The following is a 16,216-nucleotide window of genomic DNA, read 5'->3' on the forward strand; positions in this document are numbered from 1 at the left end:
CGCTGCACAGGAAGGGCAAGCCACTCTGCGCGTGCAAAAACTCTTTCGCTGGATAGCGCGTATCATCCTGCTTTTGAGCGCGCTGACCATCTGCTACTGGCTGTTTTCTTCTGACCGCTATGTGTCGGAAGGTATCGTCATCGTCCAGAATACGGAACAGATTTCCGCCCCCAGTTTTGACCTGGCGACCATGCTGGGCAGTATCGGCAAGACCAACAGTTCGGACCAGCTGCTGCTGCGTGAACATCTGCTCTCTGTCGACATGCTCAACAAACTGGATGCGGCCCTGGACCTGCGCTCCCACTACAGCGACTCGCGCTGGGACTTTGCCTCACGCCTCTGGTTCAAGGACGCCGCCATCGAATGGTTCCATCGGCACTACCTCTCGCGCGTTTCCGTAGAATACGATGACTATGCGGGAGTCCTGCGCATCAGCGCCCAGGCCTATGATGCCGGGACGGCCAAGGCCATTGCCGACATGCTGGTCAACGAGGGTGAGCGCTTCATGAATGAGATGAGCCACGCCCTGGCCAGGACGCAAGTGGAGTTCCTGGAAAAACAGGTAGCGATGGCGCACGCCCAGGTGTTGCAGGCCAGCAAGGCCTTGCTGGATTTCCAGAATCAGAAGGGCCTTGTTTCCCCCAAGGCCACCGTGGAGAGCATCCATACCATCATCGGCAAACTGGAAGGACAACGTACCGAGCTGCAGACCCAGCTGGCTTCCCTGCCCCGCAATCTGGATCGCAACCATCCGACTCGGAAATCCCTGCAACAATCCCTTGCCGCCGTGGAACGGCAGATCATGCAGGAGCAGGCCAAGCTGGCCTCCACGAGCGGCAGACCGCTCAACTCGCTCATGGAAGAGGAGCAGTTGTTACAGCTGGACCTGAATTTCAAGCAGGATCTTTACAAGACGTCGCTCGTGGCACTGGAAAAAGGCAGGATGGACGCCGCCCGTGCCCTGAAACAGGTCTCTGTATTGCAGGCTCCTGTCCTGGCGGAATACGCCTGGCAGCCGCGCCGCATTTATGGCGTGGTCGCGACCCTGTGCATTACGCTGCTTGTGCTCGGTATCGTGAATCTTTTGAAAGCCGTCATTCTGGATCATGTGGACTAAAGGAGGAAGGTCATGGCTGTACAGGAAACAACGCAAGGCGCTGACGCCAAGGATGCCCGCATCAAGGAACTGACGGAAGAAAACGAGCTTTTGTTCGAGCAGCTGCATGTGGTCCAGGAAGAGCTGGAAAAATACTACCACAAACTCAAGGAGTGCGAGCAGCGCAAAGGCAGCGGTGCGAGCGATGATGGTTCCGTTGCGGTCATCCCGCCCCAGGCCAATGAAGCCCTAGCGGAAAACCTGAAACTGCGCGCCCTGGTGATGCAGCAGCAAGCAGCCCTGCAAGTGGAAAGCACGAACAGCCTTGCCGCCCGTCTGGGTGAGACGCTCATCCACGGGGTCAGTTCCGCCGGCGCTTTTATCGCTTTGCCGCTCAAGCTGCGCCAGATGTGGAAGGCCCTGGACCAGACCGTGCCCCCGGCCGCGCTGGGGGGCAAGAGCTTCCAGAAGGTGCTGGACGCCCATGCCGCCGGTGGTAGCGAAGCTGTGGAAAAACTGCTGGACTCCGTCTTTCTTTCCCCTGTGATGCGGGCCAATGCCTATACGGCACTGGCCCGGCAGGTAATGCTGACCGATGCCCGTCAGGCCGCCGATCTTGCGCGCCTGGCCTGGGAGACGGACCCGCGGCCCTATCGGCTCAAATGGCTGGCCTTCCGCCTGCATGAGGCTGATGACGCCATCAACGCCGAAGCCCTGCTGGACATGCTGCCCGACGATATCAGCATGAGTGATTCGGAAGAGCGACAGGCTGCGCGCCTTCGGCAGGAAGCAAAGCGGGAGCGCGCCCAGCAGGCCCAGAAAATGATGAAAGCCTCGCAGAGTGAGGCCGGGCAACTGCAGGCGGCTATGGCAAAGCTCAAACAGGCTGCCGAGGAGAGCAAAAAACAGCAGGAAGCTCTCGCCGCCCAGCTTAGCAAACAGCGTGAGGAACACAAGCAGGAACTGGCACGTCTCAACAGCCAGTTGCCCGAGTTGAAAAAAGCGGCGGATCAGGCGCGGCAAGAGGCGGCACGGGCGCGTGAAGCACAGGCCGCCCTGCAACGCCAGATGGAAGCGCAGAAAAAAGAATCCGACGCCCTTGCCGTGCAGACAGCACACATGCTGCAAACCCTGCTCACGCGTTTCGAGTCTGACAAGCCCGTCCTGTCTCAGGTGGTGCGTGTCGTCATGGGGGCGTCGGCCAGCAAGTAGCGCGACCCAACTATCTGCGAGAAAAGGCAATGAAGATCCTGAGCGTATTCGGTACCCGTCCCGAAGCCATCAAAATGGCTCCCGTGGTCCACGCGCTTGCCCACGATCCCTATTTTGACGCCAAAGTCTGCGTCACCGCCCAGCACAGACAGATGCTGGATCAGGTACTGGATATGTTCGCCATCCGGCCGGATTTTGACCTTGATCTGATGCGGCCTGACCAGAGCCTTGAGGCGCTGACGGAAAACGTACTGCACGGCATGGCCGGCGTCTTTGCCCGCTGGCGGCCGGATATGGTGCTGGTGCACGGGGATACCACCACTACCCTGGGCACGGCTTTGGCCGCCTACTACGCACGCCTGCCCATAGGCCATGTGGAAGCGGGGCTGCGTACAGGGGACAAGTACGCCCCCTGGCCGGAGGAAATGAACCGTCGCCTCACAGGAGCGCTGGCGGATGTGCATTTTGCCCCTACGCCACAGGCGCGCGACAACCTGCTGTATGAAGGCATCAGGCCGGAGAGCATCCATGTGACGGGCAATACGGTGATCGATGCGCTTTTGTCCATGAAACAACGCCTGTGCCAAAATGATACGCTGCGTACGCAGATGGAAAAGCGCTTTTCTTTCCTGGATAGAGACAAAGCTCTGGTGCTGGTCACCGGGCACCGCCGGGAAAATTTCGGTAACGGCATCGAGTCCATCTGCCAGGCCATCGCGGCCGTAGCGCGTCGTGATGACGTGCAGATCGTGTACCCTGTACACTGCAATCCCCATGTGCAGGAGCCGGTACGGCGGCTGCTGGCGCACCTTTCCCACGTCTTTCTGCTGGAGCCGCTGGATTACCCGGCCTTTGTCTATCTGCTCATGCACTGCGCGCTGGTGCTGACCGACTCTGGCGGTATACAGGAAGAAGCCCCGGCCCTGGGCAAGCCGGTGCTTGTCACACGAACCAGCACGGAACGCCCTGAAGCCGTCGCGGCCGGCACAGCTTTGCTGGTAGGCCCGGACAGAGAGCATATCCTGTACGAGGTCAACCGGCTGCTGGACGACCCTGCGACCTGCAGCCGCATGGGTGCCGTGCAAAGCCCCTACGGTGACGGCAAGGCCGCTCAACGCATAACCCGCATTTTAAAAACGGTACACTGATCATGCATTTTTCTACGATTTCTCTTATCGGCCTTGGTTATATCGGCCTGCCCACAGCAGCAGTACTGGCGTCCCGTATGGGCAATGTCGTTGGCGTGGATGTGAACAAGGATGTGGTCGAGTCGATCACAAACGGCAACGTGAAGACGCTGGAACCGGGCCTGGCCGAACTGCTTGCCCAGGTCTCCGGCAACGCCTTGCGGGCCGTGACAAAGCCGGAAGCGGCGGATGCTTTTATTATCGCCGTGCCCACGCCCATCACGGAAGATCATAAGCCGGATATCAGCTATGTGCGTAGTGCGGCTCTTTCCCTGGCCCCTGTCCTGCGTACCGGCAACCTGATCATCCTGGAATCCACCTCACCGGTGGGCACCACGGAGCAGATGGCCCAATGGCTGGCCGAAGCCCGGCCCGATCTTTCCTTCCCGCAGCAGGCGGGCGACGAGGCGGACGTGCAGATAGCCTACTGCCCGGAGCGTATCCTGCCCGGCAAGATGCTGGAAGAACTTGTCCACAATGACCGCATCGTAGGGGGCCTGACGCGCACGGCTTCGGATATGGCCGCCGCCCTTTACCGCCTTTTTGTGGAGGGGGAAATCCACATCACCAGCGTGCGCACCGCCGAACTCTGCAAACTGGCGGAAAACAGCTTTCGGGATGTGAATATCGCCTATGCCAACGAGCTTTCCATGATCTGCGACAAACTGGACATTGACGTGGAGGAGCTGATTCGCCTTGCCAACCATCACCCCCGCGTCAACATCCTGCAACCGGGCTGCGGCGTGGGGGGACACTGCATCCCGGTGGATCCGTGGTTCATTGTGGACAGTGCACCGGAGCTGGCAAAGCTCATTCGTACAGCTCGCGAGGTCAATGACAGTAAAGCACTGTGGGTAGTGAAAAAAATCAAGCAGGCTATTGATGACTACCTGAAAGAACACCCGGAAAAGAGCATCAAGGATGTGACTGTAGGAATTATCGGTGGACTTGGCTATAAACCAGAGACAGATGACCTACGGAATAGCCCGATAGTGCAGATTCTTGAGAAATTACAAGTACTAAATTGTCATGTACTTATAAATCCACCAATTGGAGTTGATGTTAACTATCTAAGAGAGGTAGTGAGGATGAGAGTTATCCTACTTAGTGGGAAGACCATATCAAATTCGAATGAATATCATAATGATAACAGAGTGTAAAATACTCTATATCAGAGATTATTTAGAAAATCGGAGAGAATTAATATGACATTTTCAAAAACGTCAGCCACATATTCATTTAAAGATACTATTAATATTGATTCAGATAAGCCTTGTTCATCAAATGAGAATAGCAGTGATTCAAAAATAAAATTGGCCTACTACTATTTTTCGGAAAAAAAATATGAGCAAGCACTTAACTTATATGAAGAACTTGCAGAACAGCTTGGAGGCAACAATTTTGTTGCCAATATTATCATGTGCAAAAAAAAATTAAAAGATACTATGTCATGTGAAAGCCCATATCCACATGCATTTTATAATCAACCCAAAGTATCTATTCTCATTCCAGTTTATAATAACACACAATATCTCCATGAATGTATCAATAGTGTTATATCGCAAACACTAAAAGAAATCGAAATAATAATACTTAATGATGGTTCTACTGACCCTAAAGCTGTCGAAATTCTTAATGAGTATGCAAAAAACGATGCCAGGATAAAATTAATCAATAAAAAAAATACAGGCTATGGCCATACTATGAATGTTGGCCTTGATAATGCCACTGGTAGTTATGTTGGTATCGTCGAAAGTGATGATTACGTACTGCCAAATACATACGAGTTTCTATACAATACAATTGTTAACGTTGGATGTGACATAGTCAAATCAACACTAACCGAATTTTCGGACATAGACAAAAAAAGAAAATTCAGGATTGTTACCTCCCTCGAAGATGAGCAAGACTATTATAAATGTATAACTCCAAAAGATAATTATAAAATATTTAGGGCAATTATCACAAACCAGACTTGTATCTTTAATCGAAGTTTTATCGAAGCAAATTCTATTCGCTTCAATGAAACCCCTGGAAGCGCGTTTCAGGATAATGGTTTTCACTTTCAAACATTTTGCTTAGCAAAAAAAATATACTTTATAAAAGAGTCATTCTATATGCATAGGGAAGATAATCCTCTTTCATCAGTTAATAGTAAAGAAAAAATATTTTGTACAGCCGATGAATACGAATTCATAAGAAAATTTCTAGAAAAAAATGAAGAGATTTTTCAACATTTTAGATGTCATTATACTTTGAGAAAATTTTTATCATTTTCATTTACATTAAAACGAATTGCGGATAGCCACAAGGATATGTATAAAAAATTTTTTTCAAAAGAAATGGGAAAGGCACTAGTCCAAAATGAGCTTGACCCTAAGATGCTAAAAAAACATGAATTAGAGCGGCTTATAGAAATAGTTGGGCATAACAAGATACACTATATCAGAAAGAAGCATGGCTTTACTAAAGATATAAAAATATCTATTATCATTCCCATTTATAATAACGAAAAATACCTTCCTGCTTGCTTAGATAGCATACTTAAGCAATCTTTAGAAGAAATAGAAGTTATCTGCGTCAATGATGGTTCAACGGACATGTCATCGACACTCTTAGATCAATATGCCTCACAAGACTGTAGAATATCTATTCTCGATAAGATGAATGGAGGATCAGGAAGTGCTAGAAATTTAGGACTTGATTATTGCACTGGGGAATACATTGCTTTTATGGATGCTGATGACTTCTATCCCAATGTTAATTCACTAGAAAAGCTATATCATGCTGCAAAAGCAAATAACCTAGATGTAGTTGCTGGAAATATGGTTGAATTCCAAGATGGGAAGCTGAAGCCGTCACCACTAAAGAGAAAAAATGAGACGGTAGAATATTCTGAGGTACAGTGCGATTATGGCTATACTACATATTTATATAAAAGTAAGCTTTTATACAGATATAGTATAAAATTTCCTGATTATAAACGCTATCAAGATCCCCCATTCTTGGTTCGCGCCTTATTTGCAGCACGAGATATTACATATATTGATTATGATGTATATGCTTATAGATTTGAAAAAAAAGGAATGACTACTGTGCAAATCCAAGATCTTTTATTGGGGCTCATTGATGTACTCGAATTCTCAAAAGAAAATAATCTCGATAAATTACATGCCCAAACAGTGAGGCGGGTATGTAATGATTATTTTGAACGCATAAAAAACAAATCTAGCGACAGAAAAACTAAGCAAAGAGTAAAACAATTCTATTCCTCAGTTGATTTTGCGCTTTTAACTAATGTGTGTACTCGAGGGAATATAAACTATTTTCACAGAAGGATGATCTCATTAGCTGGAGAAAGCTAGTTTAGCAAGTTATATGCTGGAGATGCTCTAACTCATCAAATCGAATTTAGAATACTTGAAGCACACAGGGGAAATAATGAAATATTTTATCATTGGCGCAGGTATTTGGGGAGCCGTCATGGCAGAACGTATTGCTTCTGTTATGAATGAGCCTGTCACTATTGTTGACAGGCGCAATCATATCGGTGGAAACTGCCACTCTGTTTTTGATGCAGAAACTGGTATCGATTGTCATTATTATGGGTCACATATTTTCCATACTTCCATCTCAGAGGTATGGGAGTATCTTTCTAGCTTCTGTGAATTTACTTCATACCGCCATAAAGTATTCACCAGGCACAATGGTAAAATATTCTCCATGCCTATTAACTTATTCACTATCAATGAGTTTTATGGGAAAAATTTTACACCAGCTGAAGCCGAAGCGTTTCTTGCCGCTGAAATCCAACGCGACTGCGTTGATCAGCCATCTAATCTAGAAGAAAAAGCTATCTCACTTATCGGCCGTCCTTTGTATGAAGCATTTATTAAAAACTATACCCGTAAACAATGGGAACGCGACCCTAAGAATTTGCCTGCCAGTATTATCAATCGTCTGCCTTTTCATACTTGCTACAATATGGAGTATTTTTGTGACACATGGCAAGGAGTGCCAAAAGATGGATACCATACATTGTTTAAAAAAATGTTATCAAATTCAAACATTACTGTAAAACTTAATTGTGATTATACTGCTATTCAAAGTATGATTCCTTCCGATGCTATAATTATGTATACAGGTATGCCTGATGAACTATTTAAATATAAATATGGCATGCTAGAATGGCGTTCGCTTCGTTTTGAATGGGAGCGGATTAACCTTCGTGACTTTCAAGGAACATCTGTTATCAACTATGCAGATTTAGATGTTCCTTATACCAGAATTCACGAATTTAAGCATTATCATCCAGAACGGACAAGTTCATTTAATCTAAATAAAACTATTATCTGTCGAGAATATCCAGCTAGCTATCATGTACAAAATGAAGCCTATTACCCTATCAATGATGAGCGTAATAGGAGCTTATATTCTAAGTATGCTGAAGAAGCAGATAAAATCCCTGGTTTGATTCTAGGGGGACGGCTCGGCGCATATCGCTATTGGGATATGGATAAAGCTGTAGCTAATGCGTTACATATCTTTAATACACAGATCTATCCACAAAAAATTAATATATAATACTTTCTGGGGACGTCTATTATGAGTATTTTTGAAGGACTTATATATAAGAAGCAATTCATAGCAATCGTAGGTCTGGGCTATGTGGGCCTGCCCCTGGCCGTGGCCTTTTCCCGCCATATGAACGTGATCGGTTTCGACATCAACGCCGGCCGCATCGAAGAACTGCGCAAAGGTCACGACCGCACCAACGAAGTGACCGACGAGGCCCTGGCCGCCGCCACGATCGAATACACCTGCGACCCCGCCGACCTGGCCCGGGCCGCCGTGATCATCGTGGCCGTGCCCACGCCCATCGACGAGCACCGCTCCCCCGACCTCACCCCCGTGGTGGGCGCCAGCCACACCGTGGGCCGCCACATGCCCAGGGGCTGCGTGGTGGTCTATGAATCCACGGTCTACCCCGGCCTCACCGAAGAGATCTGCGTGCCCATCCTGGAGCAGGAATCGGGCCTCACCTGCGGCACGGACTTCACCGTGGGCTACTCGCCGGAACGCATCAACCCCGGCGACAAGGTCCACACCCTGGAGACCATCAAGAAGATCGTCTCCGGCTCCGACCAGGCCACGGCCGACCTGCTGGCCCAGGTCTACGGCTCCGTGGTCAGGGCGGGCATCCACCGCGCCTCCAGCATCAAGGTGGCCGAGGCCGCCAAGGTCATCGAGAACACCCAGCGCGACCTGAACATCGCCCTCATGAACGAGCTGGCCATCATCTTCGAGCGCCTGGGCATCGACACCCTCGAAGTGCTGGAAGCCGCCGGCACCAAGTGGAATTTCCTGCCCTTCCGTCCCGGTCTGGTGGGCGGCCACTGCATCGGCGTGGACCCCTACTACCTGACCTTCAAGGCCGAGGAGATGGGCTTCCACCCCGAAGTCATCCTGGCCGGCCGCCGCACCAACGACAACATGGGCAAATATGTGGCCGAGTGCCTGGTCAAGCGCCTGATCAGGAACGGCAACGTGGTCAGCGGCGCGCGCGTGGGCATTCTGGGCTTCACCTTCAAGGAGAACGTGCCCGACCTGCGCAACACCCGCGTGGTGGACGTGATCCGCGAGCTCAGGGAATACAACGTGGTGACGCTGGTGCATGACGCCGAGGCCGACCCGGCCGAGGCCCTGCGCGAATACGGGCAGGAACTGGTGGATCTGGACCAGCTGCGCGATCTGGACGCCGTGCTGCTGGCCGTGAGCCACAAGGCCTACGCCGCCATGACGCCCGAGGACATCAAGGCCCGCTGCAAGGACGGCGACAAGGCCGTGCTCATGGACGTAAAGGGCTTCTTCGACCCGCAGGCCATGCGTGCCGCGGGCATCGACTACTGGAGACTGTAACGTTTTATTGCTTGATGCCTATGCATAGCACTTAGTTATCAGTTACGATATCTCCAGTCATCAAAATTGTCCATTGTCTTCCTCCGCGCTGTCTGGCTATGCCCGCCGTTTGCGGGAGAGGGCGGAATGTGCCTTTTCCTCCCTGTCGCAGCCATGGAAATAGTGGAAGATATGGGTTTTGAAGGGGACTATTTTGTTTCGCTTTTCTGGTCTGCCAATACCACTTATGACTGGAACTGCGAGCTGGCCGTACTCTTCGGCATGATGCTGGAGCGCACTCGGCCGGATGTTGTGGTCTTGGCACATGGCCCTTCCAGGGCTTTCTGGCGGCTTGCCGGGCCTACGGACGCCGCTCAAGCTGGTCTGGTCAAATCGGGGATTGCTGAAAAAAGACGCCAAAACCGTCCCGGTGGACAGCTGGGGCTGCGGCCGGAAGGACGTTACGCCCTGTTCTCCCTCGGGCCGGGCAACCTCAAGGATGTGAGCGGGCCGATCCTGCGCCTTGTACGGGAAATCCAGGATGCCGGTTTTGCCGTGCTCTGGGCTTGCGTGCCCATTTCCATGCGGGATGTAGAACTGCCCGCCACGGTACAGCAGCTGTCTACCTATCCGCTGGCATGTGATCTGCTATTCAAAGAGTTATCTCCACATGCTACTGGAACGCTTTATCATAGATAAATAAGTTTCCAAACACGCGCTGGAATTAGCAGTTTGCACGAACAATTTACTTTTTGCTAACTCACGCCATAGAGGAAAATTTGATGCATATATTTGATAAATTCGTAAAGATTCCGTCTTATCAATATCAAGAAATTTGCGATAGTATAAAAAAACAACGGAATACAGAGATACGTAAAAACCTTCTCGATGGAGAATCGAAATCTTTTTCTTTTGAAGATTTTCAGCATACTGCAGATATTCCACATAAATTTAATATAAATGTTAATACATGGACATTTGATTGTTTATTTAATTTTATAAATAATCATAAATTATATATTATACTATCTGGATACAAAAATGCTAAAGATTCCGTACCTCTTTTTAAAAGATGGAGTTGGAATATGGCATTTGACGGAAGTGTATTATACATATCTGATCCAATGTTAAGAAAATATAAAAATCTATCTTTAGGCTGGTACTATGGATCAAGCAATGACTGTCTCTATGAGTACATATCAAATATAGTGCGTATAATTAATAAAAAATTTAATTTTACGCATAACATATTTTATGGTTCTAATGGGGGAGGATATGCAGCTCTTCAAGCTTCTACTTATATGGAAAATACTTTTGCAGTTGCTATAAATCCGCAGATTGATATAAAAAATTTTTCATACACGAATGCTTTTATAACATGTACTGGAATCAATCTTTACGAAAATGATAAATTTGACAGAAATAATTTGATAAACCGTCTAGTACATTCAAAATCAAATTCTTTAATTATACAAAATGATACAGATTCTGTCCATGTCATTAACCATTTAATACCATTGATGAAAAAATATGCTATGCAACCACAGTACGGCATACAAAAAAATAAAAATTTATTTGTATGGTTATATCATGCATTTGGAAATCATGACGCACAAGAAAACAAGATAATATTACAGTTCATACTCTATATAGTCGATAAGCTTATTAAACATCAATCTATTCCGAATGAAATTAAAAAGCTATCAATTGCTGTGAATGAGATATGGGCACAGCTTTTTTGGTTGTCCTATTGCGTTAGCAAGCAGCATGAGTAACCTTCTCTCTACCCTCTTCTTCCCCGTCAACGGCTCGGGTATGGGCCATCTGACGCGCTGTCTGGCCTATGCCCGCCGTTTGCGGAAGAGGACGGAGTGTACCTTTTTCTCCCTGTCGTCAGCCATGGAAGTGGTGGAAGAGATGGGCTTTACAGGGGACTATTTTGTCTCGCCCTTCTGGTCTGCCAATACCACCTACGACTGGAACTGCGAGCTGGCCGTGCGCTTCGGTATGATGCTGGAGCGCACCCGGCCGGATGTGGTGGTTTTTGACGGCACATGGCCCTTTCAGGGCTTTCTGGCGGCCTGCCGGGCCTACGGACGCCCGCTCAAGCTGGTCTGGTCCAATCGGGGCTTGCTGAAAAAAAACGCAAAAACCGTCCCCGTGGACAAAAGCCTCTTTGACCTGCTGATCCGGCCCGGCGAGCTGGGCAGCACGCCCGGGGAGGAACACACGCCGGAGGGGGTACGCCAGCTGCATGTGCCTCCGGTGCTGCTGCTGGATGATGACGACATCCTGTCCCGGGCCGCAGCCCGGGAACAGCTGGGGCTGCGGCCGGAAGGACGGTATGCCCTGTTCTCCCTCGGGCCGGGCAACCTCAAGGACGTGAGCGGGCCGGGCCTGCGCCTTGTACGGGAAGTTCAGGATGCCGGCTTTACTGCGGTTTGGGCCTGCGCGCCCATTTCCGTGCGGGATGTGGAACTGCCCGCCACGGTGCAGCCGCTGTCCTCCTATCCGTTGGCACGCTATCTGCGGGCGTTTGATGTGTTTGTGGGGGCAGCGGGCTACAATACCTGCTGCGAGGTGGCGCAGGCGCAGATCCCCAGCCTGATCGTCCCCAACACCTTGCTGGCGGATGATCAGATGGCGCGGGCGCGCATGCTGGCGGCACATGCGCCGGTGGTGGTCAACCCGTGCGAGACGGAGCTGGATGCCCAAACAGCAGTCCGACAGCTGCTGGCGCGTACGGAACAGAAAGATAACGTTTCCTGCGCCCTCGCTCTCAACGGGGCCGATCTTGCCGCCGAAGCTATTTGGCAACTGGCACAGCAGTGAGGAGACCATGACCCTGCTACACGAAACAGAAGAACTGCGTCGTCGCCTGCGGCAGTGGGCAGCCGCCCCGGAATGGCCCCTGCTGGTGCGCTATGAGCTGCTGCCGCAAAAGCCCGCGCCTGAACTCAGTAAACGCTGTTCCCAAAAACTGGGACGTCTTTTGCGGGTCTGGGGTCTGAGCCGCGCCCGCTATCAAAAGCAGGTCTGGCAGGCAGGTCTCAAGCATGCACCGGCATCCGGGAACAAAATTCTGCTCATTTGGTCGGATGTGCCGGACAAAACCACCTCCCGCGCGGCCTGCGGCGGTTTGCAGCGTCTGCTGGCCGCACGCCTGGCATATGCGCCCGTGCTGGTGACAGCGCTGGCGGATTTCGCCTTCTATTCCCGTTTGGGCTGGCTGGTGGAATATCTGCCGGAGATTTCCGGTACGGGCCCGGATTACACTGAACGCAAACAACACTATCTGGCCTGGCGCTACCGTGAGGCTGTGGCCGTCCCTCTGTCGGCCGGGTTGTGCGCTGCGGAAGACTTTGCGCAGCTTATCCCATCATAACGGGCACTCTTACTCCTTTCTTTTGAAGTATCCATGCCGAAACATCCGGCCTGCTGCCATGATCCGGGACCGGTACGACCTTAACATATAGTGCAATAACGAGCTGATCGATATGAGCAAAGACAGATATGTCGTTCTGACAGTGGATACCGAAGCTCTGCCCAATCGGGCAGAAACGGATCATGTGCGCCGTCTGATCTGGGGCGAACATGCCAATGGTACGGCCGGTGTGCGCGAAATAAGTAGCATCGGCAATGAATTTGGTGCCAAGCATGTCTTTTTTGTGGATATGTGCGGTGCGTACGCACGGCGTGACGAAATTGAGGAAGTAGTACGCTGGCTGGACCATGACGGCCAGGATGTAGAGATGCACGCGCATCCCGAGTATCTGCCGAAAGACTTTTGGCCGGAGTTCCATTTCAAATACCGTCCGCGCTTCATGAACCAGTATGCGGATGACAAGGATGATTTTGTCATAGACTATTTCGGCGGCATGCTTGCCGGCATCCTCGGCAGGCCCCTGCGTGCGTTCCGCGCCGGCTCTTTCCGCTGGAACGCCGGGACCCTCCGCGCCCTGGCAAAGTACAACATTCCCCTGTCCTTCAATAACTCCATGTGCGCGGTCAACAATCAGCAGTGTCTGCACAGTCTGCCGACCAATATCCCCTTCCGCTGGGAAAACGGGGTGATAGAAATCCCCATGTCGGAAAAATACATCTTGCCCCGGTTGCAAAAAAACTGGTGGGCAAGGCTCCAGTATCCGCAGTCGAAATTCTTCCGCTATCGTCCCTGGTGGGCATCGTTTCTACCGGGCAGCGTCAGCCACCGGACGCCGTTCATGGTCTTTCTGCTGCACTCTTGGTCGCTGATGTACTGGGACGAGAACGGTCACGGTACCTACAAGGACGATGCACGCATTGAAGGCTATCGCAGCTTTTTGAAGTGCCTGACAAAAGACTATGACGTCATCACTACGGCGGAACTGCTGGACCTGATCCAGGGCGGCAAAATTGCCCTCACGCATACCGAGTCCATGGACAAAGCCGAACTCCCGGCAAGCAAGAAGGCCTGATATCATGCAAAATCCCTTTTCACAGCTGCACAGCTGCCTGACAAAGAGTTTGCTCCAGTTGCTGCTGCACCGGGCAAAGCCCGGGCGTCCTGTGACGCCGGTGCCTGGACGCATCCTGTATGTGGCGGCCAGCTGTCTGCCCTATCATGTCAGCGGCTATACCTCGCGTACGCATGAACTGTTGTGCGCCCTGAAAGAGAGTGGCGCTGATCTGCGCGTCATCACCCGCACGGGCTATCCCTGGGACAGGCGCGACAGCCTCTGCCTGCCCGAAGCGGAATACACTCTGCGGGACGGCATGCGCTATGTCCATGCCCGCACTCCGCGCAATAACCGCTTGACCGCCATCTATGCAGCGCAGGCGGCCACCGTGCTGGAGCGTTACGCCCGGCAGGAGGGTGTGGCCTGTATCCATGCCGCGTCCAACCATGTCAACGCCCTGCCCGCGCTCCTGGCCGCCCGGCGTCTGGGTATCCCCTTCCAGTACGAGATGCGCGGCCTGTGGGAGCTAACCCGCATCGCGCGGCAACCAGCCTTCGCGCAGTCGCACAACTTCAAGCTCGGTCTGGCGCTGGAAGGCTTTGTGGCATCCCATGCTGACAGAGTCTTTGTCATTTCCACCCAGCTCGGCCGCTATGCGCGGGAACATTGGGGCATCCCCGAAGACCGCCTGCACCTGTTGCCCAACTGCGTGGATGCCGGGCGCATTTGCCCCACGCATCTGCCCGCAGAGCCGCTCACCATCGGTTATGCGGGTTCACTCATCAACTATGAGGGGCTGGATACCCTGCTCCATGCCCTGCGCCAGCTGCGGCAGTCCGGCATGGCGACGCGTCTGGAGATCGCGGGACACGGGGAAGCCCACGAAGCCCTGGAACATTTGACAACGGAACTTGGCCTTGATGACGCCGTGCGCTTTTACGGCAGGCTTTCACCGGAAGATGCCCGCGCCCGCCTTTCCCGCTGTACACTGGTCTGCATCCCGCGCAGGCCATTCACAGTTTGCAAAATCGTCCCCCCCCTCAAGCTGGCTGAAGCCATGGCTCTGGAAAAACCTGTCATTGTCCCGGATCTTCCTCTTTTCCACGATGAAGCCGGAGATGCGGGCTGTTTTTTCCGCCCGGGAGACGCCGCCCATCTGGCACAGGTGCTGGCCACCGCCCTTGAAAATCCCGAACGCTGCGCCACGATGGCCCGCAAGGGCAGGGAACGCATCATCTCATGCCGCCAGTGGAAACACTTCGTCCCGTACATCCTCGGAGAAGAGATATGCTTGGTGCGTTGATCCGTACCATAGGACATTTTGTCTATCACCATCCTGTCGTCCCGCAGGACACACTTCGCCCAGGTCCCTTCGGCCGCCTCAAGATCGCGCTTGTGACGGATTTTTTTACGGCCGTCAGCCTGTCTGTCGATACCCGTGTCCGCTGTATGACGCCACAGAACTATAAGGATATCCTCCGCAACTGGCGTCCTGACCTTGTGTTCGTAGAGTCTGCATTTCATGGTGTTGCAGGGGAATGGCGCTACATGCTCGCCAAGCAGCCCCGCTATATCAACTGGTACAGGCCAGGTGCCATCTTCGCTCTGGTCAGGTATGCCCGGGATTTGGGGATTCCCACGGTATTTTGGAACAAGGATGACGGTGCTTTTTTTGATGCCTTTATTGATGTGGCGCGTAATAATTTCCAGCATGTCTTTACGACTGACAGCAGCTGTGTGCCGCGTTATCGGAAGGAAGTTCCCCCCGATACGACGGTCGGCGTCCTGTCTATGCCCTACCAGCCGGCGTTCCACCACTTCACAGGCTTTTCCTTTGTCAGGAACGAGGCCTGTTTCGTTGGCAGTTATTACAGGTATATCCTTAACGGAAGACGACAGTTCCTGGACATGATCTTCGAGGCATGTAAACGCATCGCCATGCCCCTTCATGTGTATGACAGGAACAGCAACAGGCTGTCCCACTTCCTTGAGTTCCGTTTTCCTGCCGATGCTGGCCTGCATCTGCATCCGCGAGTGCCCTATACGGAAACAGGGGCGGTATACAAGCATTACGCAATCTCGCTCAACGTCAATTCCATCACGGATTCCGAAACCATGTACTCGCGACGCCTGCTGGAGATCCTTGCCTGCGGTGGTATCCTCGTCACCAACAGCAGTCCGGTTGTAGAACGCTATTTTCGGGATTTTTGCCATATTGTGCATGATGCCCCTCAGGCACGGGAGCTGCTTACCCGCCTGGCCGCAGGCCCTGCCCCTGAAGACAAGGAGAGGGCAGCGGCCGGTGCGGCCTACGTCCGCAGCCTTCATACCTGGCAACACAGGCTTGAACAGCTGGCAGATACCGTCAACTTTTAAAATTTTTT

General features: G+C 51.8%; 14 protein-coding genes. All 14 read left to right on the forward strand.

What is annotated here, in order from left to right:
* Positions 1-31: 31 nt before the first annotated feature.
* Complete coding sequence (locus DESPIGER_RS04635; RefSeq protein ID WP_162273867.1) at positions 32-1,117, forward strand: chain-length determining protein; 1,086 nt, start codon at positions 32-34, stop codon at positions 1,115-1,117.
* Between the two features lie 12 nt (positions 1,118-1,129).
* Positions 1,130-2,308 (forward strand): hypothetical protein, encoded by a 1,179-nt coding sequence (locus DESPIGER_RS04640; RefSeq protein ID WP_072333672.1) that lies wholly within the window; start codon positions 1,130-1,132, stop codon positions 2,306-2,308.
* A 29-nt stretch (positions 2,309-2,337) separates the two neighbouring features.
* A complete protein-coding gene (gene wecB / locus DESPIGER_RS04645) occupies positions 2,338-3,456 on the forward strand; it encodes a non-hydrolyzing UDP-N-acetylglucosamine 2-epimerase (RefSeq protein ID WP_072333675.1) in 1,119 nt (372 codons plus the stop codon).
* Between the two features lie 2 nt (positions 3,457-3,458).
* Positions 3,459-4,655: a UDP-N-acetyl-D-mannosamine dehydrogenase gene (gene wecC, locus DESPIGER_RS04650; protein WP_072333678.1), complete on the forward strand. Its 1,197-nt coding sequence runs from the start codon at positions 3,459-3,461 to the stop codon at positions 4,653-4,655.
* A 45-nt stretch (positions 4,656-4,700) separates the two neighbouring features.
* On the forward strand, positions 4,701-6,860 hold the full coding sequence (locus DESPIGER_RS04655; RefSeq protein ID WP_083575303.1) for a glycosyltransferase family 2 protein: 2,160 nt from the start codon (positions 4,701-4,703) through the stop codon (positions 6,858-6,860).
* 76 nt (positions 6,861-6,936) lie between these two features.
* On the forward strand, positions 6,937-8,079 hold the full coding sequence (gene glf / locus DESPIGER_RS04660; protein WP_072333685.1) for a UDP-galactopyranose mutase: 1,143 nt from the start codon (positions 6,937-6,939) through the stop codon (positions 8,077-8,079).
* 21 nt (positions 8,080-8,100) lie between these two features.
* Positions 8,101-9,414 carry a nucleotide sugar dehydrogenase gene (locus DESPIGER_RS04665; protein WP_072333689.1) on the forward strand — a complete coding sequence of 438 codons (1,314 nt, stop codon included), beginning with the start codon at positions 8,101-8,103 and terminating at the stop codon, positions 9,412-9,414.
* 153 nt (positions 9,415-9,567) lie between these two features.
* Positions 9,568-10,092, forward strand: coding sequence for a hypothetical protein (locus DESPIGER_RS04670; RefSeq protein ID WP_156831635.1), 525 nt, complete (start codon positions 9,568-9,570; stop codon positions 10,090-10,092).
* A gap of 83 nt (positions 10,093-10,175) precedes the next feature.
* Entirely contained in the window at positions 10,176-11,168 is a 993-nt protein-coding gene (locus DESPIGER_RS12875) for a hypothetical protein (protein WP_156831636.1), read from the forward strand.
* Entirely contained in the window at positions 11,161-12,225 is a 1,065-nt protein-coding gene (locus DESPIGER_RS04675) for a glycosyltransferase (protein ID WP_072333694.1), read from the forward strand. Before DESPIGER_RS12875 ends, DESPIGER_RS04675 begins: the two co-directional genes overlap by 8 nt.
* A gap of 7 nt (positions 12,226-12,232) precedes the next feature.
* Complete coding sequence (locus DESPIGER_RS04680; protein ID WP_072333698.1) at positions 12,233-12,778, forward strand: hypothetical protein; 546 nt, start codon at positions 12,233-12,235, stop codon at positions 12,776-12,778.
* Positions 12,779-12,890: 112 nt separating this feature from the next.
* On the forward strand, positions 12,891-13,850 hold the full coding sequence (locus DESPIGER_RS04685) for a polysaccharide deacetylase (protein WP_072333701.1): 960 nt from the start codon (positions 12,891-12,893) through the stop codon (positions 13,848-13,850).
* A gap of 4 nt (positions 13,851-13,854) precedes the next feature.
* On the forward strand, positions 13,855-15,135 hold the full coding sequence (locus DESPIGER_RS04690) for a glycosyltransferase family 4 protein (RefSeq protein WP_072333703.1): 1,281 nt from the start codon (positions 13,855-13,857) through the stop codon (positions 15,133-15,135).
* The gene (locus DESPIGER_RS04695; RefSeq protein WP_072333706.1) at positions 15,120-16,208 is read left to right on the forward strand and encodes a CgeB family protein; all 1,089 of its coding nucleotides are present in this window, start codon (positions 15,120-15,122) and stop codon (positions 16,206-16,208) included. The genes DESPIGER_RS04690 and DESPIGER_RS04695 overlap by 16 nt, the downstream gene beginning before the upstream one ends.
* The last annotated feature ends 8 nt before the right edge of the window (positions 16,209-16,216 follow it).

Source organism: Desulfovibrio piger (genome assembly GCF_900116045.1).
In the GTDB taxonomy this organism is placed as follows: Bacteria; Desulfobacterota; Desulfovibrionia; order Desulfovibrionales; family Desulfovibrionaceae; genus Desulfovibrio; species Desulfovibrio piger_A.

What these genes read in the sequence shown, in the direction of transcription:
- DESPIGER_RS04640 (WP_072333672.1), top strand. Translation starts at nt 1,130, where the DNA reads ATGGCTGTACAGGAAACAACGCAAGGCGCTGACGCCAAGGATGCCCGC.
- wecB (WP_072333675.1), top strand. Translation starts at nt 2,338, where the DNA reads ATGAAGATCCTGAGCGTATTCGGTACCCGTCCCGAAGCCATCAAAATG.
- wecC (WP_072333678.1), top strand. Translation starts at nt 3,459, where the DNA reads ATGCATTTTTCTACGATTTCTCTTATCGGCCTTGGTTATATCGGCCTG.
- DESPIGER_RS04655 (WP_083575303.1), top strand. Translation starts at nt 4,701, where the DNA reads ATGACATTTTCAAAAACGTCAGCCACATATTCATTTAAAGATACTATT.
- glf (WP_072333685.1), top strand. Translation starts at nt 6,937, where the DNA reads ATGAAATATTTTATCATTGGCGCAGGTATTTGGGGAGCCGTCATGGCA.
- DESPIGER_RS04665 (WP_072333689.1), top strand. Translation starts at nt 8,101, where the DNA reads ATGAGTATTTTTGAAGGACTTATATATAAGAAGCAATTCATAGCAATC.
- DESPIGER_RS04670 (WP_156831635.1), top strand. Translation starts at nt 9,568, where the DNA reads ATGGAAATAGTGGAAGATATGGGTTTTGAAGGGGACTATTTTGTTTCG.
- DESPIGER_RS12875 (WP_156831636.1), top strand. Translation starts at nt 10,176, where the DNA reads ATGCATATATTTGATAAATTCGTAAAGATTCCGTCTTATCAATATCAA.
- DESPIGER_RS04675 (WP_072333694.1), top strand. Translation starts at nt 11,161, where the DNA reads ATGAGTAACCTTCTCTCTACCCTCTTCTTCCCCGTCAACGGCTCGGGT.
- DESPIGER_RS04680 (WP_072333698.1), top strand. Translation starts at nt 12,233, where the DNA reads ATGACCCTGCTACACGAAACAGAAGAACTGCGTCGTCGCCTGCGGCAG.
- DESPIGER_RS04685 (WP_072333701.1), top strand. Translation starts at nt 12,891, where the DNA reads ATGAGCAAAGACAGATATGTCGTTCTGACAGTGGATACCGAAGCTCTG.
- DESPIGER_RS04690 (WP_072333703.1), top strand. Translation starts at nt 13,855, where the DNA reads ATGCAAAATCCCTTTTCACAGCTGCACAGCTGCCTGACAAAGAGTTTG.
- DESPIGER_RS04695 (WP_072333706.1), top strand. Translation starts at nt 15,120, where the DNA reads ATGCTTGGTGCGTTGATCCGTACCATAGGACATTTTGTCTATCACCAT.